The 17,612-nt window shown below is 70.4% G+C and carries 20 protein-coding genes; 16 read left to right on the forward strand and 4 right to left on the reverse strand.

Annotated elements, in window-relative coordinates:
• The first annotated feature begins 293 nt into the window (after window positions 1-293).
• The gene (locus LXT21_RS09920) at window positions 294-2,099 is read left to right on the forward strand and encodes an SMI1/KNR4 family protein (RefSeq protein ID WP_254037875.1); all 1,806 of its coding nucleotides are present in this window, start codon (window positions 294-296) and stop codon (window positions 2,097-2,099) included.
• Between the two features lie 296 nt (window positions 2,100-2,395).
• On the opposite strand, the gene LXT21_RS09925 is transcribed toward LXT21_RS09920, so the two are convergent.
• From LXT21_RS09925 to LXT21_RS09935, 3 genes are all read right to left on the reverse strand, one after another.
• Window positions 2,396-2,668 carry a hypothetical protein gene (locus tag LXT21_RS09925; RefSeq protein WP_254037876.1) on the reverse strand — a complete coding sequence of 91 codons (273 nt, stop codon included), beginning with the start codon at window positions 2,666-2,668 and terminating at the stop codon, window positions 2,396-2,398.
• A 108-nt stretch (window positions 2,669-2,776) separates the two neighbouring features.
• Window positions 2,777-3,424, reverse strand: a complete 648-nt coding sequence (locus LXT21_RS09930; RefSeq protein WP_254037877.1) for a SanA/YdcF family protein — start codon at window positions 3,422-3,424, stop codon at window positions 2,777-2,779.
• Window positions 3,425-3,504: 80 nt separating this feature from the next.
• Entirely contained in the window at window positions 3,505-3,930 is a 426-nt protein-coding gene (locus LXT21_RS09935; protein WP_254037878.1) for a response regulator, read from the reverse strand.
• Between the two features lie 230 nt (window positions 3,931-4,160).
• Here LXT21_RS09935 and atpG point away from each other — a divergent pair, with 230 nt between their 5' ends.
• The 5 genes from atpG to LXT21_RS09960 all read left to right on the forward strand — a co-directional run bounded on the left by atpG (window position 4,161) and on the right by LXT21_RS09960 (window position 8,590).
• Window positions 4,161-5,042 (forward strand): ATP synthase F1 subunit gamma, encoded by an 882-nt coding sequence (gene atpG, locus LXT21_RS09940; RefSeq protein WP_254037879.1) that lies wholly within the window; start codon window positions 4,161-4,163, stop codon window positions 5,040-5,042.
• 111 nt (window positions 5,043-5,153) lie between these two features.
• Window positions 5,154-5,948, forward strand: a complete 795-nt coding sequence (locus LXT21_RS09945) for a prohibitin family protein (RefSeq protein WP_254037880.1) — start codon at window positions 5,154-5,156, stop codon at window positions 5,946-5,948.
• Between the two features lie 171 nt (window positions 5,949-6,119).
• A complete protein-coding gene (atpD, locus tag LXT21_RS09950; protein ID WP_254037881.1) occupies window positions 6,120-7,562 on the forward strand; it encodes a F0F1 ATP synthase subunit beta in 1,443 nt (480 codons plus the stop codon).
• A 31-nt stretch (window positions 7,563-7,593) separates the two neighbouring features.
• The gene (locus LXT21_RS09955) at window positions 7,594-8,160 is read left to right on the forward strand and encodes a hypothetical protein (protein ID WP_254037882.1); all 567 of its coding nucleotides are present in this window, start codon (window positions 7,594-7,596) and stop codon (window positions 8,158-8,160) included.
• A 22-nt stretch (window positions 8,161-8,182) separates the two neighbouring features.
• Entirely contained in the window at window positions 8,183-8,590 is a 408-nt protein-coding gene (locus LXT21_RS09960) for a F0F1 ATP synthase subunit epsilon (RefSeq protein WP_141330323.1), read from the forward strand.
• Window positions 8,591-8,608: 18 nt separating this feature from the next.
• On the opposite strand, the gene LXT21_RS09965 is transcribed toward LXT21_RS09960, so the two are convergent.
• Window positions 8,609-9,286, reverse strand: a complete 678-nt coding sequence (locus LXT21_RS09965; protein WP_254037883.1) for an ArsR/SmtB family transcription factor — start codon at window positions 9,284-9,286, stop codon at window positions 8,609-8,611.
• 525 nt (window positions 9,287-9,811) lie between these two features.
• Between LXT21_RS09965 and LXT21_RS09970 the strand changes: the two genes are divergently transcribed.
• From LXT21_RS09970 to LXT21_RS10015, 10 genes are all read left to right on the forward strand, one after another.
• Window positions 9,812-10,414, forward strand: a complete 603-nt coding sequence (locus LXT21_RS09970) for a flavin reductase family protein (RefSeq protein WP_254037884.1) — start codon at window positions 9,812-9,814, stop codon at window positions 10,412-10,414.
• 140 nt (window positions 10,415-10,554) lie between these two features.
• Window positions 10,555-10,938 (forward strand): group I truncated hemoglobin, encoded by a 384-nt coding sequence (locus LXT21_RS09975; protein ID WP_254037885.1) that lies wholly within the window; start codon window positions 10,555-10,557, stop codon window positions 10,936-10,938.
• 19 nt (window positions 10,939-10,957) lie between these two features.
• Window positions 10,958-11,947 (forward strand): 2Fe-2S iron-sulfur cluster-binding protein, encoded by a 990-nt coding sequence (locus tag LXT21_RS09980; RefSeq protein ID WP_254037886.1) that lies wholly within the window; start codon window positions 10,958-10,960, stop codon window positions 11,945-11,947.
• A gap of 2 nt (window positions 11,948-11,949) precedes the next feature.
• A complete protein-coding gene (locus LXT21_RS09985; protein WP_254037887.1) occupies window positions 11,950-12,396 on the forward strand; it encodes an RrF2 family transcriptional regulator in 447 nt (148 codons plus the stop codon).
• Window positions 12,393-12,653 carry a hypothetical protein gene (locus LXT21_RS09990; protein ID WP_254037888.1) on the forward strand — a complete coding sequence of 87 codons (261 nt, stop codon included), beginning with the start codon at window positions 12,393-12,395 and terminating at the stop codon, window positions 12,651-12,653. Before LXT21_RS09985 ends, LXT21_RS09990 begins: the two co-directional genes overlap by 4 nt.
• 404 nt (window positions 12,654-13,057) lie before the next feature.
• On the forward strand, window positions 13,058-14,086 hold the full coding sequence (locus LXT21_RS09995; RefSeq protein WP_254037889.1) for an ADP-ribosylglycohydrolase family protein: 1,029 nt from the start codon (window positions 13,058-13,060) through the stop codon (window positions 14,084-14,086).
• A 169-nt stretch (window positions 14,087-14,255) separates the two neighbouring features.
• Window positions 14,256-14,660 carry a phage holin family protein gene (locus LXT21_RS10000; RefSeq protein WP_046716698.1) on the forward strand — a complete coding sequence of 135 codons (405 nt, stop codon included), beginning with the start codon at window positions 14,256-14,258 and terminating at the stop codon, window positions 14,658-14,660.
• On the forward strand, window positions 14,657-15,166 hold the full coding sequence (locus tag LXT21_RS10005; protein ID WP_254037890.1) for a hypothetical protein: 510 nt from the start codon (window positions 14,657-14,659) through the stop codon (window positions 15,164-15,166). The genes LXT21_RS10000 and LXT21_RS10005 overlap by 4 nt, the downstream gene beginning before the upstream one ends.
• Window positions 15,167-15,205: 39 nt before the next feature.
• Window positions 15,206-16,516 (forward strand): cytochrome ubiquinol oxidase subunit I, encoded by a 1,311-nt coding sequence (locus tag LXT21_RS10010; RefSeq protein WP_254037891.1) that lies wholly within the window; start codon window positions 15,206-15,208, stop codon window positions 16,514-16,516.
• Entirely contained in the window at window positions 16,506-17,531 is a 1,026-nt protein-coding gene (locus tag LXT21_RS10015) for a cytochrome d ubiquinol oxidase subunit II (protein WP_254037892.1), read from the forward strand. The genes LXT21_RS10010 and LXT21_RS10015 overlap by 11 nt, the downstream gene beginning before the upstream one ends.
• The last annotated feature ends 81 nt before the right edge of the window (window positions 17,532-17,612 follow it).

Consider the following 17,612-nt stretch of genomic DNA (forward strand, 5'->3'; position numbering starts at 1 on the left):
GGTGGGGCCCCAAGGGGCTGGCCTCCCGGGGGAGGGCGGGCGTCCCAGGGGTGGATCAGCGGGAGCACCGGTGAGGCGAGGGTTCCGGGCTGCTGGAGGGGCCTGCTTGCGAGGGAGTGGAAGGAGGCAGCCCGGGTTGGCGGTTGTCGTGATAGGTCCCGGGTTGGGCTCGCCGGGCGTCGTCTGGGGGGCTGGAGCATTCGTGTGCGGGGCGTCAAAAGCTTCAGGTGCGCACTGCGCTGAGGGGCACAGCCGCCGTAAGGTGGCGGCATCGGACGTGTCGTGGAGGGGTCATGCACGAGTGGTTGGAGGCACTGCGGAAGTCAGCGAAGGCCGCGTCATCGGGTGTGTCCGCGGATGATGTCCGGAGGGCGGAGACGGAGTGTGGCGTCCCCTTTCCCGAGGACCTCGGCCAGCTGTACCTGACCTTCGACGGAGGCGAGCTCCACGGCGAGGTGAGCCTCTTCCCGCTGCATGGGCCCGAGGGCTCCGTGAGCGTGTTGGAGAAGACGCGGCTGAAGTTGGTGGGGCTGCCGGCCGCGGGCGTGTGGCGCATCGGGACGAAGGGGGCGCACCGGCACCTGTTCTCCGCGCGCAAGTCGGCGATGGTGGAGCAGGGGGACGGGGGCGGGCCGCTGCCGGGCTGGGTGGACGCGCTGGGCGACGAGGATTGGCTCTACGGCACGTGGGACAGCGAGAAGCGGGAGATGCGGCTGTACCGCTCGCTCAAGGACATGCTCGACGTGCTGGTGCCTCCCGCGGAGGTCGAGAGCTTCGGTGAGCGCACGTTCGCGCGGGCGATGAATGCGGTGTTGCAGGAGGCGCTCTCGGGCATGTCGGGTGAGGAGGACTCCGAGGAGGAGGAGTCCACCGAGGTCGAGGAGGAGGAAGAGGACACGGGAGCGCAGCGCGAGCTCGCGTACGAGTACGACGACGATATGTCGCGGGGGCGCAGGGGTGGGGGAGACGAGTCGGGGGGCTTCGGCCGTTTCGGGGCGAAGTCCGGAGGTGGGAAGAAGCCGGTGTCGCGGGAGGGCAAATCCTCGGTGACTCAGGTCGAGTTGTTCGTGCGGCCGACGATGCAGGAGGCGCTGCGCAAGGAGTTGGGGCCTGAGACGGCCAAGAAGACCGCCGCGAAGTCCAAGGCCAGCAAGTCCGTGGCGACGATTGCCGAGACGGTGAAGGACGCGGTCTCGAAGCCCGTGGCGCAGGTCGCCGAGGCGGTGAAGGAGGCGGTCTCGAAGCCGGTGGCGAAGGCCGCCAAGGCGGCGAAGGCCGCTGTCACGAAGCCTGTCGAGGCCGTGAAGGCGGCGGTCACGAAGCCGGTGGAGAAGGCCGCGGAGGCCGTGAAGGATGCGGTCTCGATGCCGGTCGAGAGGACTGCCAAGGCGACGAAGACCGCTGCCTCGAAGCTCGTCGACACCGCCGCCGCTGCTGCGACGAAGACCGTTGCGAAGGCCGTGGAGGTGACGCAGCCCAAGGCGAAGCCCGCGGCCCAGCCCGTGACGGAGATGTCCGCCGCGAAGTCCGCGACGGCGAAGTCCGCGACCAAGCAGCCCGTAGTGAAGACGCCTGCGACAGCAAAGTCCGCTGCACCGAAGCCTGCGGTGAAGGCCGCGACGCCTGCGACTGCGAAGTCTGCCGGGACAAAGCCTGCGACGGCGAAGTCCGCGAAGCCTGCGACTACGAAGTCTGCCGGGACAAAGCCTGCGACGGCGAAGTCCGCGAAGCCTGCGACTACGAAGTCTGCCGCGACAAAGCCTGCGACGGCGAAGGCCGCGACGAAGAAGTCCGTTACGAAGAGTCCTGCGACGACAGCGAAGTCCACCACGAAGCAGGCTGCTGTGAAGAAGTCCGCCACGAAGCCCGTGGCCAAGAAGTCCGCGGGGAAGAGCGCGAGCAAGAAGGTCGCGGCCCCGAAGCCCGCGAAGAAGTCCGCCGGGGCGAAGCCCATGAAGAAGTCCGCCGCGAAGAAGTCTTCGGGAGCGAAGCCCGCGGCCGCGAAGAAGTCAGCCGGGAAGAAGTCGGCATCCTCGAAGGCTCCCGCCAAGAAGTCCCCGGCGAAGAGCGCCCTCAAGACGCCGAAGTCGAAGCGCTGACCCTGCTCGCATCAACGCGGTCCCATCCCTCGAGATGGGACCGCGTCTGAGCACGGACGCATCCGTGCATCCATTGTCGGGACCGCGTCTGGGCATGGACCCATCCGCACCTCCATCGGCCGGGACGCGTCTGAGCACGGACGCATCCGTGCATCGATTGTCGATACCGCGCCTCGCGCAGCAGGCGCGCACCCGACCTCGAGAAGCGGGCGCTGCCGTGCCGAGACCGCGCACGTGCGCCCCTCTTCTGCTGCAGGCCCCTGCGCGTCGGAGCCACGCCCCGCGCGGGAGCGAACCTAGCCCTCCGGAAGCTGGTCCCTGCGCGCCGGGCGCAGTCGCTCCTCGGGCTGCGCCGTCAGCTCCACTTCCTCCGTCTCCTCGTCACCGCGCCGGAACTCGTGAATCTGGTCCGGCAGGATGTCGCGGAAGTCAGGCTCCTCCTCCAGCGGTGGCGTCGCCGCCAGGTCCTGGTCGGAGATGTTGATCTCCTCCTCACCGGTGTCCTGGTTCACATGACGCAGCGAGGTGGATTCGCCCACGTCCTCCGAGCCGAGCTTCTTGAATCGCATGGTGTCTCCTCGCGAAAGCGGGGTGGGCCGGCCGCCGTGTCTCAACAATGAGAACCCACGCGCCCCACCGCAATTCGCGCCGGCCGGCCGCCTGCCGGGCTCGTCCGCCTAGCCCTTGGGGACCGCCGCGCGGCCCGAGGGGTAGACGGGCTCCACCTCCAGCAACACCATCCCCAGCGCCAGCACCCGCGACAGCGTCTCGCGCACCGTGTAGCGCCAGGGCGTCGAGCGCCCCTCGTCCGCCGGGACTCCCCACGCGTCGATGCCCACCGAGTTCGCGATGAACAGCGCCCGGGGCAGGTGGAAGCGCTGCGTGACGAGCAGCGCCTGCTTCGCGCCGAACACGCCCCGCGCCCTCAGGCAGCTGTCGTACGTGGACAGCCCCGCCTCGTCCCCCAGCACCAGCTCCGCCGGCATCCCGCGCTCCAGCAGGTACCGACGCATGGCCCGCGTCTCGTGGTGGAACGGCTTCACCTCGTCCCCACTCACCAGCACCGAGCCCACCTTGCCCTCGCGCCACAGCGCCATCGCCATGTCCAACCGCTGGGCGAGCACCGGAGAGGGCACCGCCCCCGGCGCCAGCCCCGCGCCGAACACCAGCGCCACGGGCGCGTCGGGCGCGTCCGCCAGGCTCACGATGCGCTCCTCGTAGCTCACCCGCACCCAGTGCGAGAGGACGAGCAGGCCCACCGCGCCCACGAGCAGGAGGAAGAGGGCCCTGCGCGCCCAGACACCGCTCGCTCGGGTTGGCTTCATGGACCCAGGGGTGACACCGCACCCGGCGCCATTGTGTTACGGCCCGCCGCCCTCGAAAAGCCCCGTGTGGGCCCGGCGCGTCACGCGGGCGCGTCCGCCTGGGCACCAGCCTGCCCCGGCAACAACCGCCGGAGCGTCTCCAGCAACCGCCGGGGGTCCACCGGCTTCGACAGGATGGCGGAAACCCCCTGGCTGGCCGCGTAAGCCGCCCGGTCCCGGGGGCTCATCTCCGCCGTCTCCGCCGACAGGATGACCACCGGCACCTTCGCCAGCGACGCGTCGCTCCTGCGGGCCGTCAGCACCCGGTGCCCGTCCATCACCGGCAGCCCCATGTCCAACAGGATGAGCGAGGGCCGGGGTGTCCCCGCGAGGCGCGCCAGCGCCTCCCTCCCGTGGTCCGCCACGAGCACCCGGTACCCCTGGAGCTCCAGATACCCCTGGAGCGCCTCACGGATGTCCAGGTCGTCCTCGACGATGAGCAGCGGTCCGGTGTCGGCAGGCCCCATGAGAGGAAGGTAGGGCCTGGGGCCACACCCGCGAGCCCTCGGGGGCACAGGTCGCCCGGTCGCCCCTCGGGGGAGGCCCCTGGGAGGCCCTGGCTCCCGTGTCGGGAAAGCCCCGGGAGGACTGCCGTTGACCGGCTCCCGCCCCGCTTATATAGGGGGCCCCGCCGTCAGACTGCCCTGCTCCCACCCCGGCGCACCCGGCAGAACGACCCACAGGAGTTTCCCGTCCCATGGCGTCCCTTCGCGACATCCGCAAGCGCATCCGCTCGGTGAAGAACACGCGGCAGATCACCAAGGCCATGAAGATGGTCTCCGCCGCGAAGCTGCGCAAGGCGCAGGACGCCATCCTCGCCGCGCGCCCGTACGCGTCGATGCTGGACCAGATCATCTCCGACCTGGCCGCGCGCTCCGGGGACAACGACCTCAGCCACCCGCTGCTGGCCTCCCGGCCCGTCAAGCGCGTGGAGCTGCTGACGCTGACGTCGGACCGCGGCCTCGCCGGCGGCTTCAACTCCAACGTCACCCGCCGCGCCAACCGGTTCCTCTACGAGAACTCGGGCCTGGAGCGCATCCAGGTCTCCACGGTGGGCCGCAAGGGCAACGACTTCTTCCGCAACCGCAACCAGACCATCCGCAAGGACTTCGGTGGCCTGTACCAGCGGCTGAACTACCGCGCCGCCGCGGACGTGGCCGAGGAGCTGGTCGCCAGCTTCCTCAACGGCGAAGTGGACGCGGTGCACATCGTCTACAACGAGTTCATCAGCGCCATTAACCAGAAGGTCGTCGTCACCCAGCTCCTGCCCCTGCAGACGCTCGGCGCCGGCGCCGCGCCCTCCGAGGGCGCCGCGGCCATGGTGGACTTCAAGTACGAGCCGGACCGTCAGGCCGTCCTGGACCGCCTGGTGCCCCAGGCCGTCAACATCAAGCTCTACCGCGCCCTCCTGGAGAGCGTGGCCAGCGAGCACGGCGCCCGCATGAGCGCCATGGAGAACGCCACCTCCAACGCCTCCGACATGATTTCCAGCCTGACGCTCACCTACAACCGCACCCGTCAGGCGGTCATCACCAAGGAGCTCATGGAGATCGTCTCCGGCGCCGAGGCGCTCAAGTAGTCCCGAGCGCCACCTCGTCGCACCCCGGGCCCGCCCCCACTTTTGGGAGCGGGCCCTTCGCGTTTAAGGGCCTCCTCGGGCCCGTCCAGGGCCCACGAGAGGGGTACCTGCGTGAAGCGACTGTGGGTGGTGCTGGGAGCGGTGTTGCTGGGCGGCTGTGGCTTCGACACGGTGGCCAGCGGCTACGGGGGCATCGGCTTCGACTCGTTCGGCAGCGGCACCCAGCGCGAGCCTTACGGAGAAGGCCTGCACGTGATGCGGCCGGGCAAGTCGCTCATCACCTACGACCTGCGCGTCCAGGAGATGAAGGACGAGCTCAACGTGCTGTCCAACAACGGCCTGGACCTGAAGGTGGACTCCAGCGTGCGCTACCGGGTGGACCCGCTGAAGCTGTTCGAACTGCACACGCAGACGGGCCCCCGCTACGCGGAAATCCTCATCGCCCCCATCGTCCGCTCGGAGGCGCGCAAGGTGTTCGGCCGGTACGCGCCGGAGGAAATCTATTCGACCAAGCGCGAGCAGATCGAAAAGGAGATCTACGACGAGGTGACCCGGGCCCTCACGGGCAAGCACGTCGTCGTGGAGGCCATCCTGGTGCGCGATGTCTCCCTGCCCGCGTCCATCCGCGAGGCCATCGCCGACAAGCTGGCCGAGGAGCAGCGCAGCCAGAAGATGCGCTTCACCCTGGACAAGGAGCGCCAGGAGGCCGAGCGCCGGCAGATCGAAGCCGAGGGCATCGCCAAGTACCAGACCATCGTCCGCCAGGGCCTCACCGAGGAGTACCTGCGCTTCAAGGGGATTGAAGCCACCGAGAAGCTGGCCCAGAGCCCCAACGCCAAGGTCGTCGTGGTGGGCGGCGGCTCGAGGGGCAACCTGCCGCTGGTCTACCAGGTGGACGGGAAATAGCCCGGTTGGCGTCCGGGGTGTGGATCCGCTAAGCGGGACTTACCGGTCAGGACCCCGGGAGGCTTGATTCTGCGGGAGGCCCCCGGTAAAGGGGCACCGCCCTCATATCCGGGCGGAATTTTGATGACGGGCACGGCGCCGGTCGCCCCCCGCACGAGGCAGACGACACCCATGAGCGCTCAAGTTCCTACGGCAGGCAAAATCATCCAGGTTCTCGGCCCCGTGGTCGACGTCGAGTTCCCGCCCGGCGGCCTCCCGGAAGTCTACGTCGCCCTGAAGGTGACGAACGCGAACCTCAGCAACGAGGCGGACAACCTGGTCCTCGAGGTCGCCCAGCACCTCGGTGAGAACACCGTCCGCACCATCGCCATGGATTCCACCGAGGGTCTGGCCCGCGGCACCCCCGTGAAGAACACGGGCGCCCCCATCCAGGTGCCGGTCGGCAAGGCCACCCTGGGCCGCATCCTGAACGTCACCGGCGAGCCGGTGGACGAGATGGGCCCCGTGAAGTCCCAGGAGTACTGGCCCATCCACCGCGCGCCCCCTCCGTTCACGGAGCAGGACGTGCGCGTGCAGATGTTCGAGACCGGCATCAAGGTCATCGACCTGCTCGCCCCCTACACCCGCGGCGGCAAGATTGGCCTGTTCGGCGGCGCCGGCGTCGGCAAGACGGTGCTCCTGCAGGAGCTCATCCGCAACGTGGCCATCGAGCGCGGCGGCTTCTCCGTGTTCGCCGGCGTCGGTGAACGCACCCGCGAGGGCAACGACCTGTACCACGAGATGCAGGACACGGGCGTCATCAAGACGGACAACCTGGAGTCCAGCCAGGCCGTCCTCGTGTACGGCCAGATGAACGAGCCGCCTGGTGCCCGCGCCCGCGTCGCGCTCTCCGCGCTGACCATGGCCGAGTACTTCCGCGACGTGGAGGGCCGTGACGTGCTCCTCTTCGTGGACAACATCTTCCGCTTCACCCAGGCCGGCTCGGAAGTGTCCGCCCTCCTGGGCCGCATCCCCAGCGCCGTGGGTTACCAGCCCACCCTCGCCACGGAGATGGGCGGCCTGCAGGAGCGCATCACCTCCACCACCAAGGGCTCCATCACGTCCGTGCAGGCCATCTACGTGCCCGCCGACGACCTCACGGACCCGGCCCCCGCCACCGCGTTCGCCCACCTGGACGCGACCACGGTGCTCAACCGCTCCATCGCCGAGCTCGCCATCTTCCCCGCCGTGGACCCGCTCGACTCCACCAGCCGCATCCTGGACCCGGGCATCATCGGCCAGGAGCACTACGCGGTGGCCCGCAAGGTCCAGGGCATCCTGCAGCGTTACAAGGAGCTCCAGGACATCATCGCCATCCTCGGCATGGACGAGCTCTCCGAGGACGACAAGCTGGTCGTGGCGCGCGCCCGGAAGATCCAGAAGTTCCTGTCGCAGCCCTTCTTCGTGGCCCAGGTCTTCACCGGCAAGGAAGGCCGCTACGTGAAGCTCCAGGACACCATCCAGGGCTTCAAGGAGATCGCCGAGGGCAAGCACGACGACATCCCGGAGGGCGCCTTCTACATGGCGGGCACCATCAGCGAGGTCGCCGAGAACGCCCGGAAGATGGTGGCGTAGACTCGCTGTCCCACCCTCCACCGAGGTGACCATGCGTCACGCGGCGCTCGCCCTGTTCCTCTGTGTCCTGTCGCTCCCCGCCATGGCGGAGGAGCGCAAGGGACGCGCCCGGGTGAGCGCCAACGGGCTGTACAGCGTGCGCATGGTGGACGGGGGGCCGGGCAAGTGCCGGCTGGAGGTGACGAAGGAGAGCGGCCCCGTCTGGCAGCTGGACCAGTGCCTGGGGACGGTGGACGACTTCTACTTCGTCTCCAACGACGGCGAGCGGGTCTGGGTGTTGTGGCCCCTGGTGGAGAAGGGGAAGGCGAAGCCGGCCCCGAAGACGAAGAAGAAGGGCAAGAAGCCCAAGGGGCCGCCGGACTGGGCCACGGAGGTGCTGGTGGCGGGGCAGTATGGCCGCGACGGACAGCGCATCCTGGAGCGGCGCCTGACGGACCTGGTCCCCGCGAAGCAGCTCTCCGAGGTGCGGCACATGACGCACCACCTGAAGTGGCTGGAGGGCACGCTCGGCATCCCCGGCAAGGGGCCTCGGCTGACGGACGCCGGGGTGGTCGAGTTCGAGCCGGTGGGCGGGACCACCCGGCAGCTCAATTTCTGAAGTGGGTAGTGCGAGGAGCCTCATGGCCAAGCTGACTGTGGAGATTGTCACCCCCGAGAAGCGCATCCTGTCGGTGCAGGCCGACGAGGCCATCGTGCCCGGAGGCAAGGGCCTGTTTGGCGTGCGGCCGGGGCACACCCCCTTCCTGTCGCTGATGGAGCCGGGCGCGCTGACGCTGGTGGATGGCGGCAAGCGTGACGCGTACTTCGTCGCGGGCGGCTTCGTGGAGGTCGCCAACGACAAGGTGCTCGTGCTGGCCGACGCCGCGGAGCACGTGTCCGGCATCGACGTGGAGGGCGCGCGCAAGCGCCTGGGCGAGGCGCAGGACCGCCTGAAGGGCCTGTCCTCCGAGGACGCCCGCTACGAGCTGGAGCAGGCCACGGTGCGCCGTGAGGCGGCCCGTATCGGCGCCGCGGGCGCTCGCGCCTGAGTCGCTGTCCTGGCCGCTTCAGGGCCAGGACAACCCCAGCTCCCGGTCGAATCCCCGCCGGCCCTCGACGGTGAGCCGCACTCCGCGGCCCTCGGGCCGGCGCGCAATCCAGCGCCGCGCGAACAGCTGCTCCGCCAGCGCGGCGCCCAGCGCTCCGCCGATGTGAGCGCGTCGCTCGCTCCAATCCAGACAGCGTCGCGCGAAGGCGCGCCTGCCCTGTGACAGCGCGTCCACGTCCACGCCCCACTTCGTGATGAAGCGCGCGCCCTCGGGTGTCAGCGCGTAGCTGTCGTCGCCGGTCTCCAGGAGGCCGCGTCGCTCCAGCCCGTCCGCCAGCGCGACGCCGAGCGTGCCCGCCAGGTGGTCGTAGCAGGTCCGCGCGAAGCGCAGCGGCTCGGGGACTCGCACGGTGCTCTGCCGCGTGGGGACGAGCAGGCTGAGCGCCTCGAGTGCTCGGGCGACGTCGGGGCTGGCGAGTCGGTAGTAGCGGTGGCGGCCCTGGACCTCGACGCGGACGAGGCCGCCTTCGAGCAGCTTCGCCAGGTGGCCGCTCGCTGTCTGGGGAGAGACGCGGGCCTCGCGCGCGAGCTCTCCGGCGGTGCGCGCGGGACCTTCGAGCAGGCGCGACAACATGCCCGCGCGGGCCGGGTCTCCGATGAGCGAGGCGGTGAGGGCGAGGTCGAGCGGGTGGGGCATGGCGGGAGTCTGTGCTGTGCGGTCGCGAGGACGCTTCGGTGCGCGCCGAAGTATCGCAGTCGGCGCATGCATGGAGAAGCGAAGGCGAGGTTGCTCGTTCGGCGGGTCCCCTGCTCATGAGGAGGAGCGCCGCCTCGGGGCGAGGGTGGCTTGTTGCGAGGAATCGCCGAGCGCACGAACACGATGTGCCGGCTCGATGACGCCGAAGAGGTGTGCCTCGCGACGTGGCGAGCACAGCGGCTCAGCGGGCAGTTCCTCACGCGCCCAGGGGCGCGCCGCATTGCCTCGCGGTGGAGGGGAAGGGCGCAATCAAGAGGCATCGATGCGGATGGAGCCACGAGCGTGAAGGCGTTGCCAGTGGGGCGCCGATGCGGGTGTGAACCTTCGCGAGGGTGAGGGCTGCACTCCGCGTGGTGGCGCATGTGCCTCGGACCGAGACGTTGCTCACGGTTCGGCGCGCACCGAAGCATCGGCATGTCTGTGCGCACTACTCACGCGGTCATGACCGACACGCCTCGACACCGTGTGATTACGCCCCGAGTCCTCTACTTCGGCACGCCCGTGGCCCTCTTGAGCACGCTCAATGAGGACGGCTCGCCGAACCTGACGCCGCTGTCCTCCGCATGGGCCCTCGACGACAGGCTGGTGCTCGGCCTGGGGTTGATGGGCCAGGGCCTGGAGAACCTGCGGCGCACGCGTGAGGCGGTGGTGAACCTGCCCTCGGCCTCGCTGTGGCCCCAGGTGGAGAAGCTCGCGCCCACCACGGGCCGCTTCCCCGTGCCCGACCCCAAGCGCGCGATGGGCTACCAACACGAGCCTCGCAAGTTCGAGCGCGCGGGCCTCACGCCGCTGCCCTCGGACACCGTCTCACCCCCGCGCGTGGCCCAGTGCCCGCTGCAGCTGGAGGCCGTCTTGTTGGCAGCACACATGGCAACCCCGACGCCGGAGGTCCCCTCCGACTTCGTCATCGCGGAGCTGCGCGTCACCCGCGTGCACGCGCACGAGCACGTCACCGTGCCCGACACCCACCACATCGATGTCACCCAGTGGCAACCGCTGCTCTATGTCTTCCGTCACTACGTCGGCACCGGGCCCGGCCTCGGGCGCAATTTCCGCGCGGAGACGTGACGCTCGCGCAAACGTTGCGCCGGGGCGCCGGCGGATTCACGCGATTCGCTTGTCTTGTCTTTCCGAATTGACGTCGGGCTCGAATCGATGCATTTGAAATGCATCTTTAAGCCCGAGCCGGGCGGAAGGAGCGGACACGGATGAGCACGGCGGCGCAGGAGAAGAGCGTTTACGAGCAGATTGGCGGAGAGCCCGCGATGGCGGCGGCGGTGGACGTGTTCTACCGGAAGGTGCTGGCGGACGACCGCATCAGCCACTTCTTCGAGGACGTGGACATGGAGCGCCAGTCGGCCAAGCAGAAGGCCTTCCTGACGATGGTGACGGGCGGTCCGTCGAACTACTCGGGCAAGGACATGCGCGCGGGCCACGCGCACCTGGTGAAGCGCGGGCTGAACGACGTGCACTTCGACGCGGTGGTGGACCACCTGAGCGCGACGCTCCGGGAGCTGGGCGTGCCCGAGCCGCTCATCGCACGGGTGATGGACATCGCGGGCGGTGCTCGCGCCGACGTGCTCAACCGCTGATGGGAACCAGAGGCTCGCCATGGCCACGGTGAAGCACGCGTCGCGGTGGTACCCGCTGGAGCCCGAGGAGAGCGTGCTGGACGGGCTCCTGCGACAGGGCGTCGCCGTGCCCCATGCGTGCCGGGCCGGCGCCTGTCAGTCCTGCCTCATGCGCGCGACGTCAGGCGACGTCCCGGAGGCCGCGCGCGTGAGCCTGAAGGACACGCTGCGCGCGCAGGGCTACTTCCTCGCGTGCATGTGCCGCCCCTCGGCGGACGCCGTGTTGGAGGTCTCCGGCGCGGACGCGCTGCGAGTCCCCGCGCGCATCGCTTCATTGGACCTCTTGTCCCCTAGCGTCCTGCGCGTGCGGCTGTCCACCGACGCGCCGCTGGACTACCGGGCGGGCCAGTACGTGTCGCTGCTGCGGGCGGATGGCCTGGCCCGCAGCTACTCGCTGGCGAGCCTCCCTCGCGAAGGCCTGCTGGAATTGCACGTGCGGCTGGTGGCGGGCGGTGAGATGAGCGGGTGGCTCGCCCGCGAGGCCCGCGTGGGTGACGCCGTGTCCGTGCAGGGGCCCGCGGGCAGTTGCTTCTACGTCGAGGGCCGCCCCGAGCAGTCGCTGATTCTCGCCGGCGCGGGGACGGGGCTCGCGCCGCTGTACGGCATCGCGCGCGACGCGCTGGAGGCGGGGCACCAGGGCCCCCTCTGGCTCTTCCACGGCGCGCGCACGCCCGAGGGCCTCTACCTGACGCGGGAGCTGCGCGAGCTGGCCGAGCAATACGCGGGTTTCCACTATCGACCGAGCGTGCTGACGGGCGGTTCCCGGGACGTGTCCGAGGGCGCGCTCGACGCCGTCATCCGCGCCGAGTGCCCCAAGCCCGTGGGCTTCCGCGCGTGGCTCTGCGGCGACGCCGATTTGGTGTTATCCCTGCGCAAGAAGCTCTTCCTCTCCGGGCTCTCGCTCAAGGACCTCCACGCGGACGTCTTCCTGCCGAGCACGCCCAGGGTGGAGGCCGTCGGAGCCCGCTGACCGTGCACCTCACCCTCCACGCCGACTACTCGCTGCGCGTCCTGCTCTACCTGGCCGCCCGTCCCGGAAGACTCGCCTCCACGCAGGAACTGGCGGACGCGTACGGCATCTCCAAGCACCACCTGGTGCGCGTGGTGCAGACGCTCGCGGGCGAGGGCTTCGTGGACGTCAAGGCGGGGCGCTCGGGCGGCGTGGCGTTGGCGAAGGCGACGAAGGACATCAGCGTGGGCCGCGTGCTGCGAGCGGCCGAGCCGGACTTCGAACTGGTGGAGTGCTTCAACCGCGAGCGCAACACCTGCCCCATCGCCCCCGCCTGCGGCCTCAAGGGCGTGCTCGCGGAGGCACGTGAGGCCTTCCTCGCGGTGCTGGACCGGTACACACTGGCGGACCTGGTGGGCCGCTCCCGCGGGGACCTGGCCGACCTGTTCCTCCCGGTGATGGCGCCATGACCTCCGCTCCCCTCGAGTTGTTCCACCGCATCGCCGACCCGCCCTCCGCCGTGGCGCGCCGCTACATCGTCGACCACGCGCTGGAGGACCGCGTCATCTTCCGCAACCTCGTGTACGCCGAGGCGGAGCTGGACTGGACGCTGCACGGCGGCCACGCCACGCCCGCGCTCTGGGACGGCAAGCACCTGCACCAGGGCGCCGAGGCCGTGGTGGCCCGGCTCCAGGCCGTCGTCAACCTGGGCCGCGACGACGCGTGACGCGTGACGGCGCGTGTGCCGACTTGCGCGCGCCGCTGCCACCTCCCCACTCCTCGTGCGCCATGCGCTCCGTGCGAGTCCACGCTCTCAAGCTTCGGGAGTTGGACACGTGTACAGGTGTGCCTGGGGGCAGGGGTGCTCGGACTTGCCGCGCGCGTGCTGGTTGCGGTAGTCAGCCCACCCCGCGCACGCGTCGGCGGATCGGCTCGAACCAGGAAGGGTGGACGGTGATGATGGCGTGCGGCCTGGAGTCTGGCGGCGGAATCGCTCGTGTGGCGAACGCGAGTGGGCTCCTCCCTCGCGAGTCAAGCCCCCACGCACGCCAATCCACCACGAGCTTCGCGCGTTTCGCGCGCTTCTCGCTGTCCGTCCAGCCCTGAGCCTCGGTTAATCTCCTCGACTCCATGCCGCTGACTCCCTCCGAGCGCCAGGACAGGTTCCATGCGGCGTTCGTGGGGCTCGCCATCGGAGATGCGCTCGGCTTCCCGCTGCGCGGCATCCCGCCCGCGAGCCTCGCGCGGCTGCCCGGGCTGGCGGAGGACTTCGCGCCCAGGCCTCGCGGCAAGTTCGCCAAGGGCCAGTTCAGCGACGACACGCAGCTCTTGCTCGCCGCCGCGGAGAGCGTCATCCGCGAGGGCCGCGTCGACGGCCGCAGCTCGGCGGCGCACCTGGCGTGGCTGTGGCAGGAGGGCATCATCCTCCAGCCGCCGCGCAGCCTGGCCGAGTCGCTCCAGCGGCTCTCCAGCGGCGTGCCGTGGATGAGCGCGGGCGCGCCCCTGGGCACGCTGTGCCCGTCGGTGCTCAGCCGCGCGCTGGTGGTGGGGCTCTTCGAGAGCGGCCAGCGCGCGAAGCTGCCGCATGACGCCGGCGTGCTCACCGTCATCACCCACAAGGACCCCGTCTGTGCCGCCGCCGCCGCCGCCTTCGCGCAGGCCGCCGCGCTGGGCATGGAGGAGGAGCCGCTGACGCCCGCCGCCTTCTGCGAGCAGCTGTCGCTGGCGGCGGCCGTGCACGACAAGGGCCTGGCGGAGGAGGTGCGGCACCTGCCTCGTCTGCTCACGTGGGACACCGCGCGCGCCCTGTCGCAGCTGCGCAAGGTGGGCGTGCCCCCCAGCGAGCTCAAGGGCGTGGACGGGCTGCCCGCGCACGTGGTGCCGGTGTTGCTGACGGCGCTGTACGCCGCGCTGCGGGTGCCCCACGACTTCCGCGAGGCGGTGGCGCTGGTGCTGCGCTGCGGCGGCGAGGCGGACGTGGCGGCGGCGCTGACGGGCGCGCTGGTGGGCGCCCACCTGGGCACGCGCGCCATCCCCGCGCGCCTGCGCAAGGCGGTGCTGTACGTGGACAACCTGGTGGACACCGCGGACCGACTGTTCCGTGCCCATCAGGTGCGCGAGACGCTGGCCACGGCGCTGGCCCACCAGCGTCGGCGCTGAGGGCTCCTCCCAAGGCGGGCGGGCAGGCGGGCTTCGCTTCACACTTCCAGACGGGCTTCTTTCGCTCGTTCGCCCTGCCCACCTTGTCCGGAGGAGTGGGGTCAGGTGCGGCCGGGCAGACGAGCGAGCACCCGGGAGTCCCCCTCCGCGAGCGCGGGAGAAGGACGTCGTGGACCTCGAATCCGAACGCCTGGAGCGCAGCCAGCTGGAGTCCCTCTCCACGGCCGAGCTCATCCGGCACGCTCTGGCGGAGACGCGCCTGCTGGTGCGCGCCGAGGTGCTGCACGCCAAGAAGGAGCTGCGCGACGAGCTGAAGGCCGCGCGCACCGCGGGCATCTTGATAGGCGCGGGCGCCGTGCTGGCGCTCACGTCGCTGGCGGTGCTCTTCGTGGCGCTGGGACTGGCGCTGCCCCTGGGCGCCGCGCTGGGCGTGCTGCTGGTGGGCGTGGTGCTGCTCGCCGTCGCTGGCGGGATGCTCTTCATGGGCACCAAGCGCCTGCCGAAGAAGCCGCTGGCGCACACCCAGGAGCGCTTGAAGCTCGACTACCAGCTCACGCGGGAGACGCTGCAATGAAGGACAACGGCCCAGGCGGCAGCGAGCTGGCGGAGCGTCAGCAGCACGTCGACCATCGCATCACCCGTGGGATGGATGACCGCAAGCAGGTGGAGCAGACGGCGGACCGCATCCGCGACGAGCTCCTGCTGACGCTCGAGGAGTTGGACCGGCGCCGGGGGCGGATGCTCGACGTGCGCTACCAGGTGCAGCAGCACTCCGGCGCGCTGGTGGCCGCGGGCGCCGTCGCCATGGTGCTGGTGGGCTCGGGCGTGGGCCTGGCCATCTACCGCGCGCGCCGCCGCGATGAGATTCTGCGCAAGAAGCGCCGCAAGGCCCTCCAACGCGCCTGGGAGAACCCGGACCAGGTCGCCTCCAGCGCGAAGGAGCGCCCCATCGGCGCGGAGCTGGGGCGCAAGCTGGTCCTCATCTTCGCCACCGCGCTGGCCACCGCCGTCGCCAAGAACTCCGTGCAGACGCTCGTGCCCGCCCGCCAGGTCCCGAGCCCCGCTTCGCTGCCTGAGTAGAATCTCTAAATGCGCCAGAAATGCGTATAACGCATTCTGATGCACATGACGGACCTGCTCTATGCGCGGGCGCAGATGGGGCTGTCGCTCGGGTTCCACATCGTCTTCGCGGCGGCGGGCGTGGCGTTGCCCGTGCTCATGGTGTTGAGCGACTGGAAGGCGCGGCGCACCGGTGACGCGGACTACGTGAAGCTGAGCCAGAAGCTGGCGAAGGGGACGGCCATCCTCTTCGCGGTGGGCGCGGTGAGCGGGACGATGTTGTCCTTCGAATTGGGCCTGTTGTGGCCGGAGTTCATGGGCCGCTACGGCGAGGTGATTGGGCTGCCCTTCAGTCTGGAGGGCGTGGCCTTCTTCACCGAGGCCATCTTCCTGGGCATCTACCTGTACGGCCGCGAGCGGGTGTCGCCGAACCTCCACCTGTTCTCCGGCGTCATGGTGGCGCTGAGCGGCGCGGCGAGCGCGTTCTTCGTCACGCTGGTCAACGTCTTCATGAACGACCCGTCGGGCTTCGTGGCGACAGCCGAGGGGCCGACGAACATCGAGCCGCTGGTGGCGATGTTCAGCCCGGGCTGGCCGTATCAGACGGCGCACGTGCTGCTGTCCTGCTATCAGGCGAGCGCGTTCGCCATGGCGGGCATCCACGCCTTCGTGCTGCTGCGACACCCAGGCGCGGCGTTCCACCGCAAGGCGCTGTCGGTGGCGCTGCCGCTCGCGTGTGTCACCGCGCTGCTCCAGCCGCTCGTGGGCGACGTGTCCGCGAAGCACGTGGCGAAGGCGCAGCCGGTGAAGCTCGCGGCGATGGAGGGGCACTTCGAGACGGCGCGCGGCGCGCCGCTGCGCCTGGGCGGCGTGGAGGTCCCCAAGGCCCTGTCCATCCTGGCCTTTGGAGACCCGGACGCGGAGGTGAAGGGGCTCAACGAGTTCCCGCGCGACACGTGGCCGCCGGTGGCCAAGGTGCACGTGGCCTTCCAGGTGATGGTGGGCACCGGCTCGCTGATGGCGTTGCTCGCGCTGGTGACGCTCGTCTACCGGTGGAGGAAGAAGGCGTGGCCGTCGGGTCGGAAGATGATGCGCGCGTGGCTCGTGTCGGGGCCGCTGGGGTGGGTGGCGCTGGAGGCGGGGTGGCTCGTCACCGAGTGGGGACGGCAGCCGTGGATTGTCCGAGGGGTGATGCGCACCGCGGAGGCGGTGACCCCCGTGCCGCATCTGGCGGCGCCGTTCTGGACCTTCACCGCCGTGTACCTGTTCCTCGGCGCGGTGGTGGTGTCGCTGCTCTTGAGCCAGGTGGCGGGCACGCTGCCGGGACGCGAGGAGAAGCACGTCGAGGGAGGCGAGGCCCATGCCCACTGACATCCTCCTCGGCTTCCTGCTCGCGGGGACCTTCGTCCTCTACGCGCTCTTCGGGGGCGCGGACTTCGGCGGAGGCGTCTGGGACCTGCTGGCCTTCGGGCCGCGCAAGGCGGAGCAGCGCGCGTTGATCGCCCGGGCGATGGGCCCGGTGTGGGAGGTGAACCACGTCTGGCTCATCGTCGGCCTGGTGCTGCTGTTCGCGGGCTTCCCGCGTGCCTTCGCCGCGCTGAGCGTGGCGCTGCATGTCCCGCTCACCTTGCTCCTGCTCGGCATCGTGTTCCGGGGCGCGGCGTTCACCTTCCGCACCTATGACACGCGAGGGGACGCGGCCCAGCGCCGGTGGGGCCTCGTCTTCAGCGCGGCGAGCGTCGTGGCGCCGCTGCTGCTGGGCATGTGCGTGGGCGCGGTGGTGAGCGGGTCCATCCGCGTGGAGGGGCGCGTGGTGGTGAGCGGCTTCTTCGCCTCGTGGCTGTCGCCCTTCGCGTGGGCGGTGGGGGTGCTCGCCCTGTCCCTCTTCGCCTTCCTGGCGGCGGTGTACCTGACGCACGAGTCCTCCACGCCAGGGCTTCGCGAGGACTTCCGTGCGCGCGCGCTCGGCGCGGGGGTGGCCGTCTTCGTGGCGGCGGCGCTCGTGCTGGTGCTGGCGCGCGAGGGTGCGCCTCGGGTGTGGGACGGGCTGTCGCGCTCGCCCTTCGCGCTGGCGCTGCACGCGGCCACGGGCGTGTCGGCGGTGACGGCCTTCGCGCTGTTGTGGACGCGGCGCTTCGCGTGGGCGCGGCTGGCGGCGGCGCTCCAGGCGGGGCTCATCGTCCTGGGCTGGGCCGCGTCCCAGTACCCCTACCTGGTGGTCCCGGACATCACCCTGCGGGCCGCGGCGGCGAGCCCCGGCACCTTGAAGCTGCTGCTCATCGCCATCGGCGCGGGGGCGCTCATCGTCATCCCCTCCGTCGTCCTCCTCTTCCGCGTCTTCCGCCCCCGACCGCAGGGCATGTCCGCGCCGCACCTCCCAGGGTGAGACAGAAAAATCCCGTCTCGCTGGAGCGCCGAGTGGGAGGTCGGCGCCGGGTGTCTGTCTTTGCTCGGCGTGAATGACGCC

It is taken from the genome of Myxococcus guangdongensis, assembly GCF_024198255.1.
Taxonomy (GTDB): Bacteria; Myxococcota; Myxococcia; order Myxococcales; family Myxococcaceae; genus Myxococcus; species Myxococcus guangdongensis.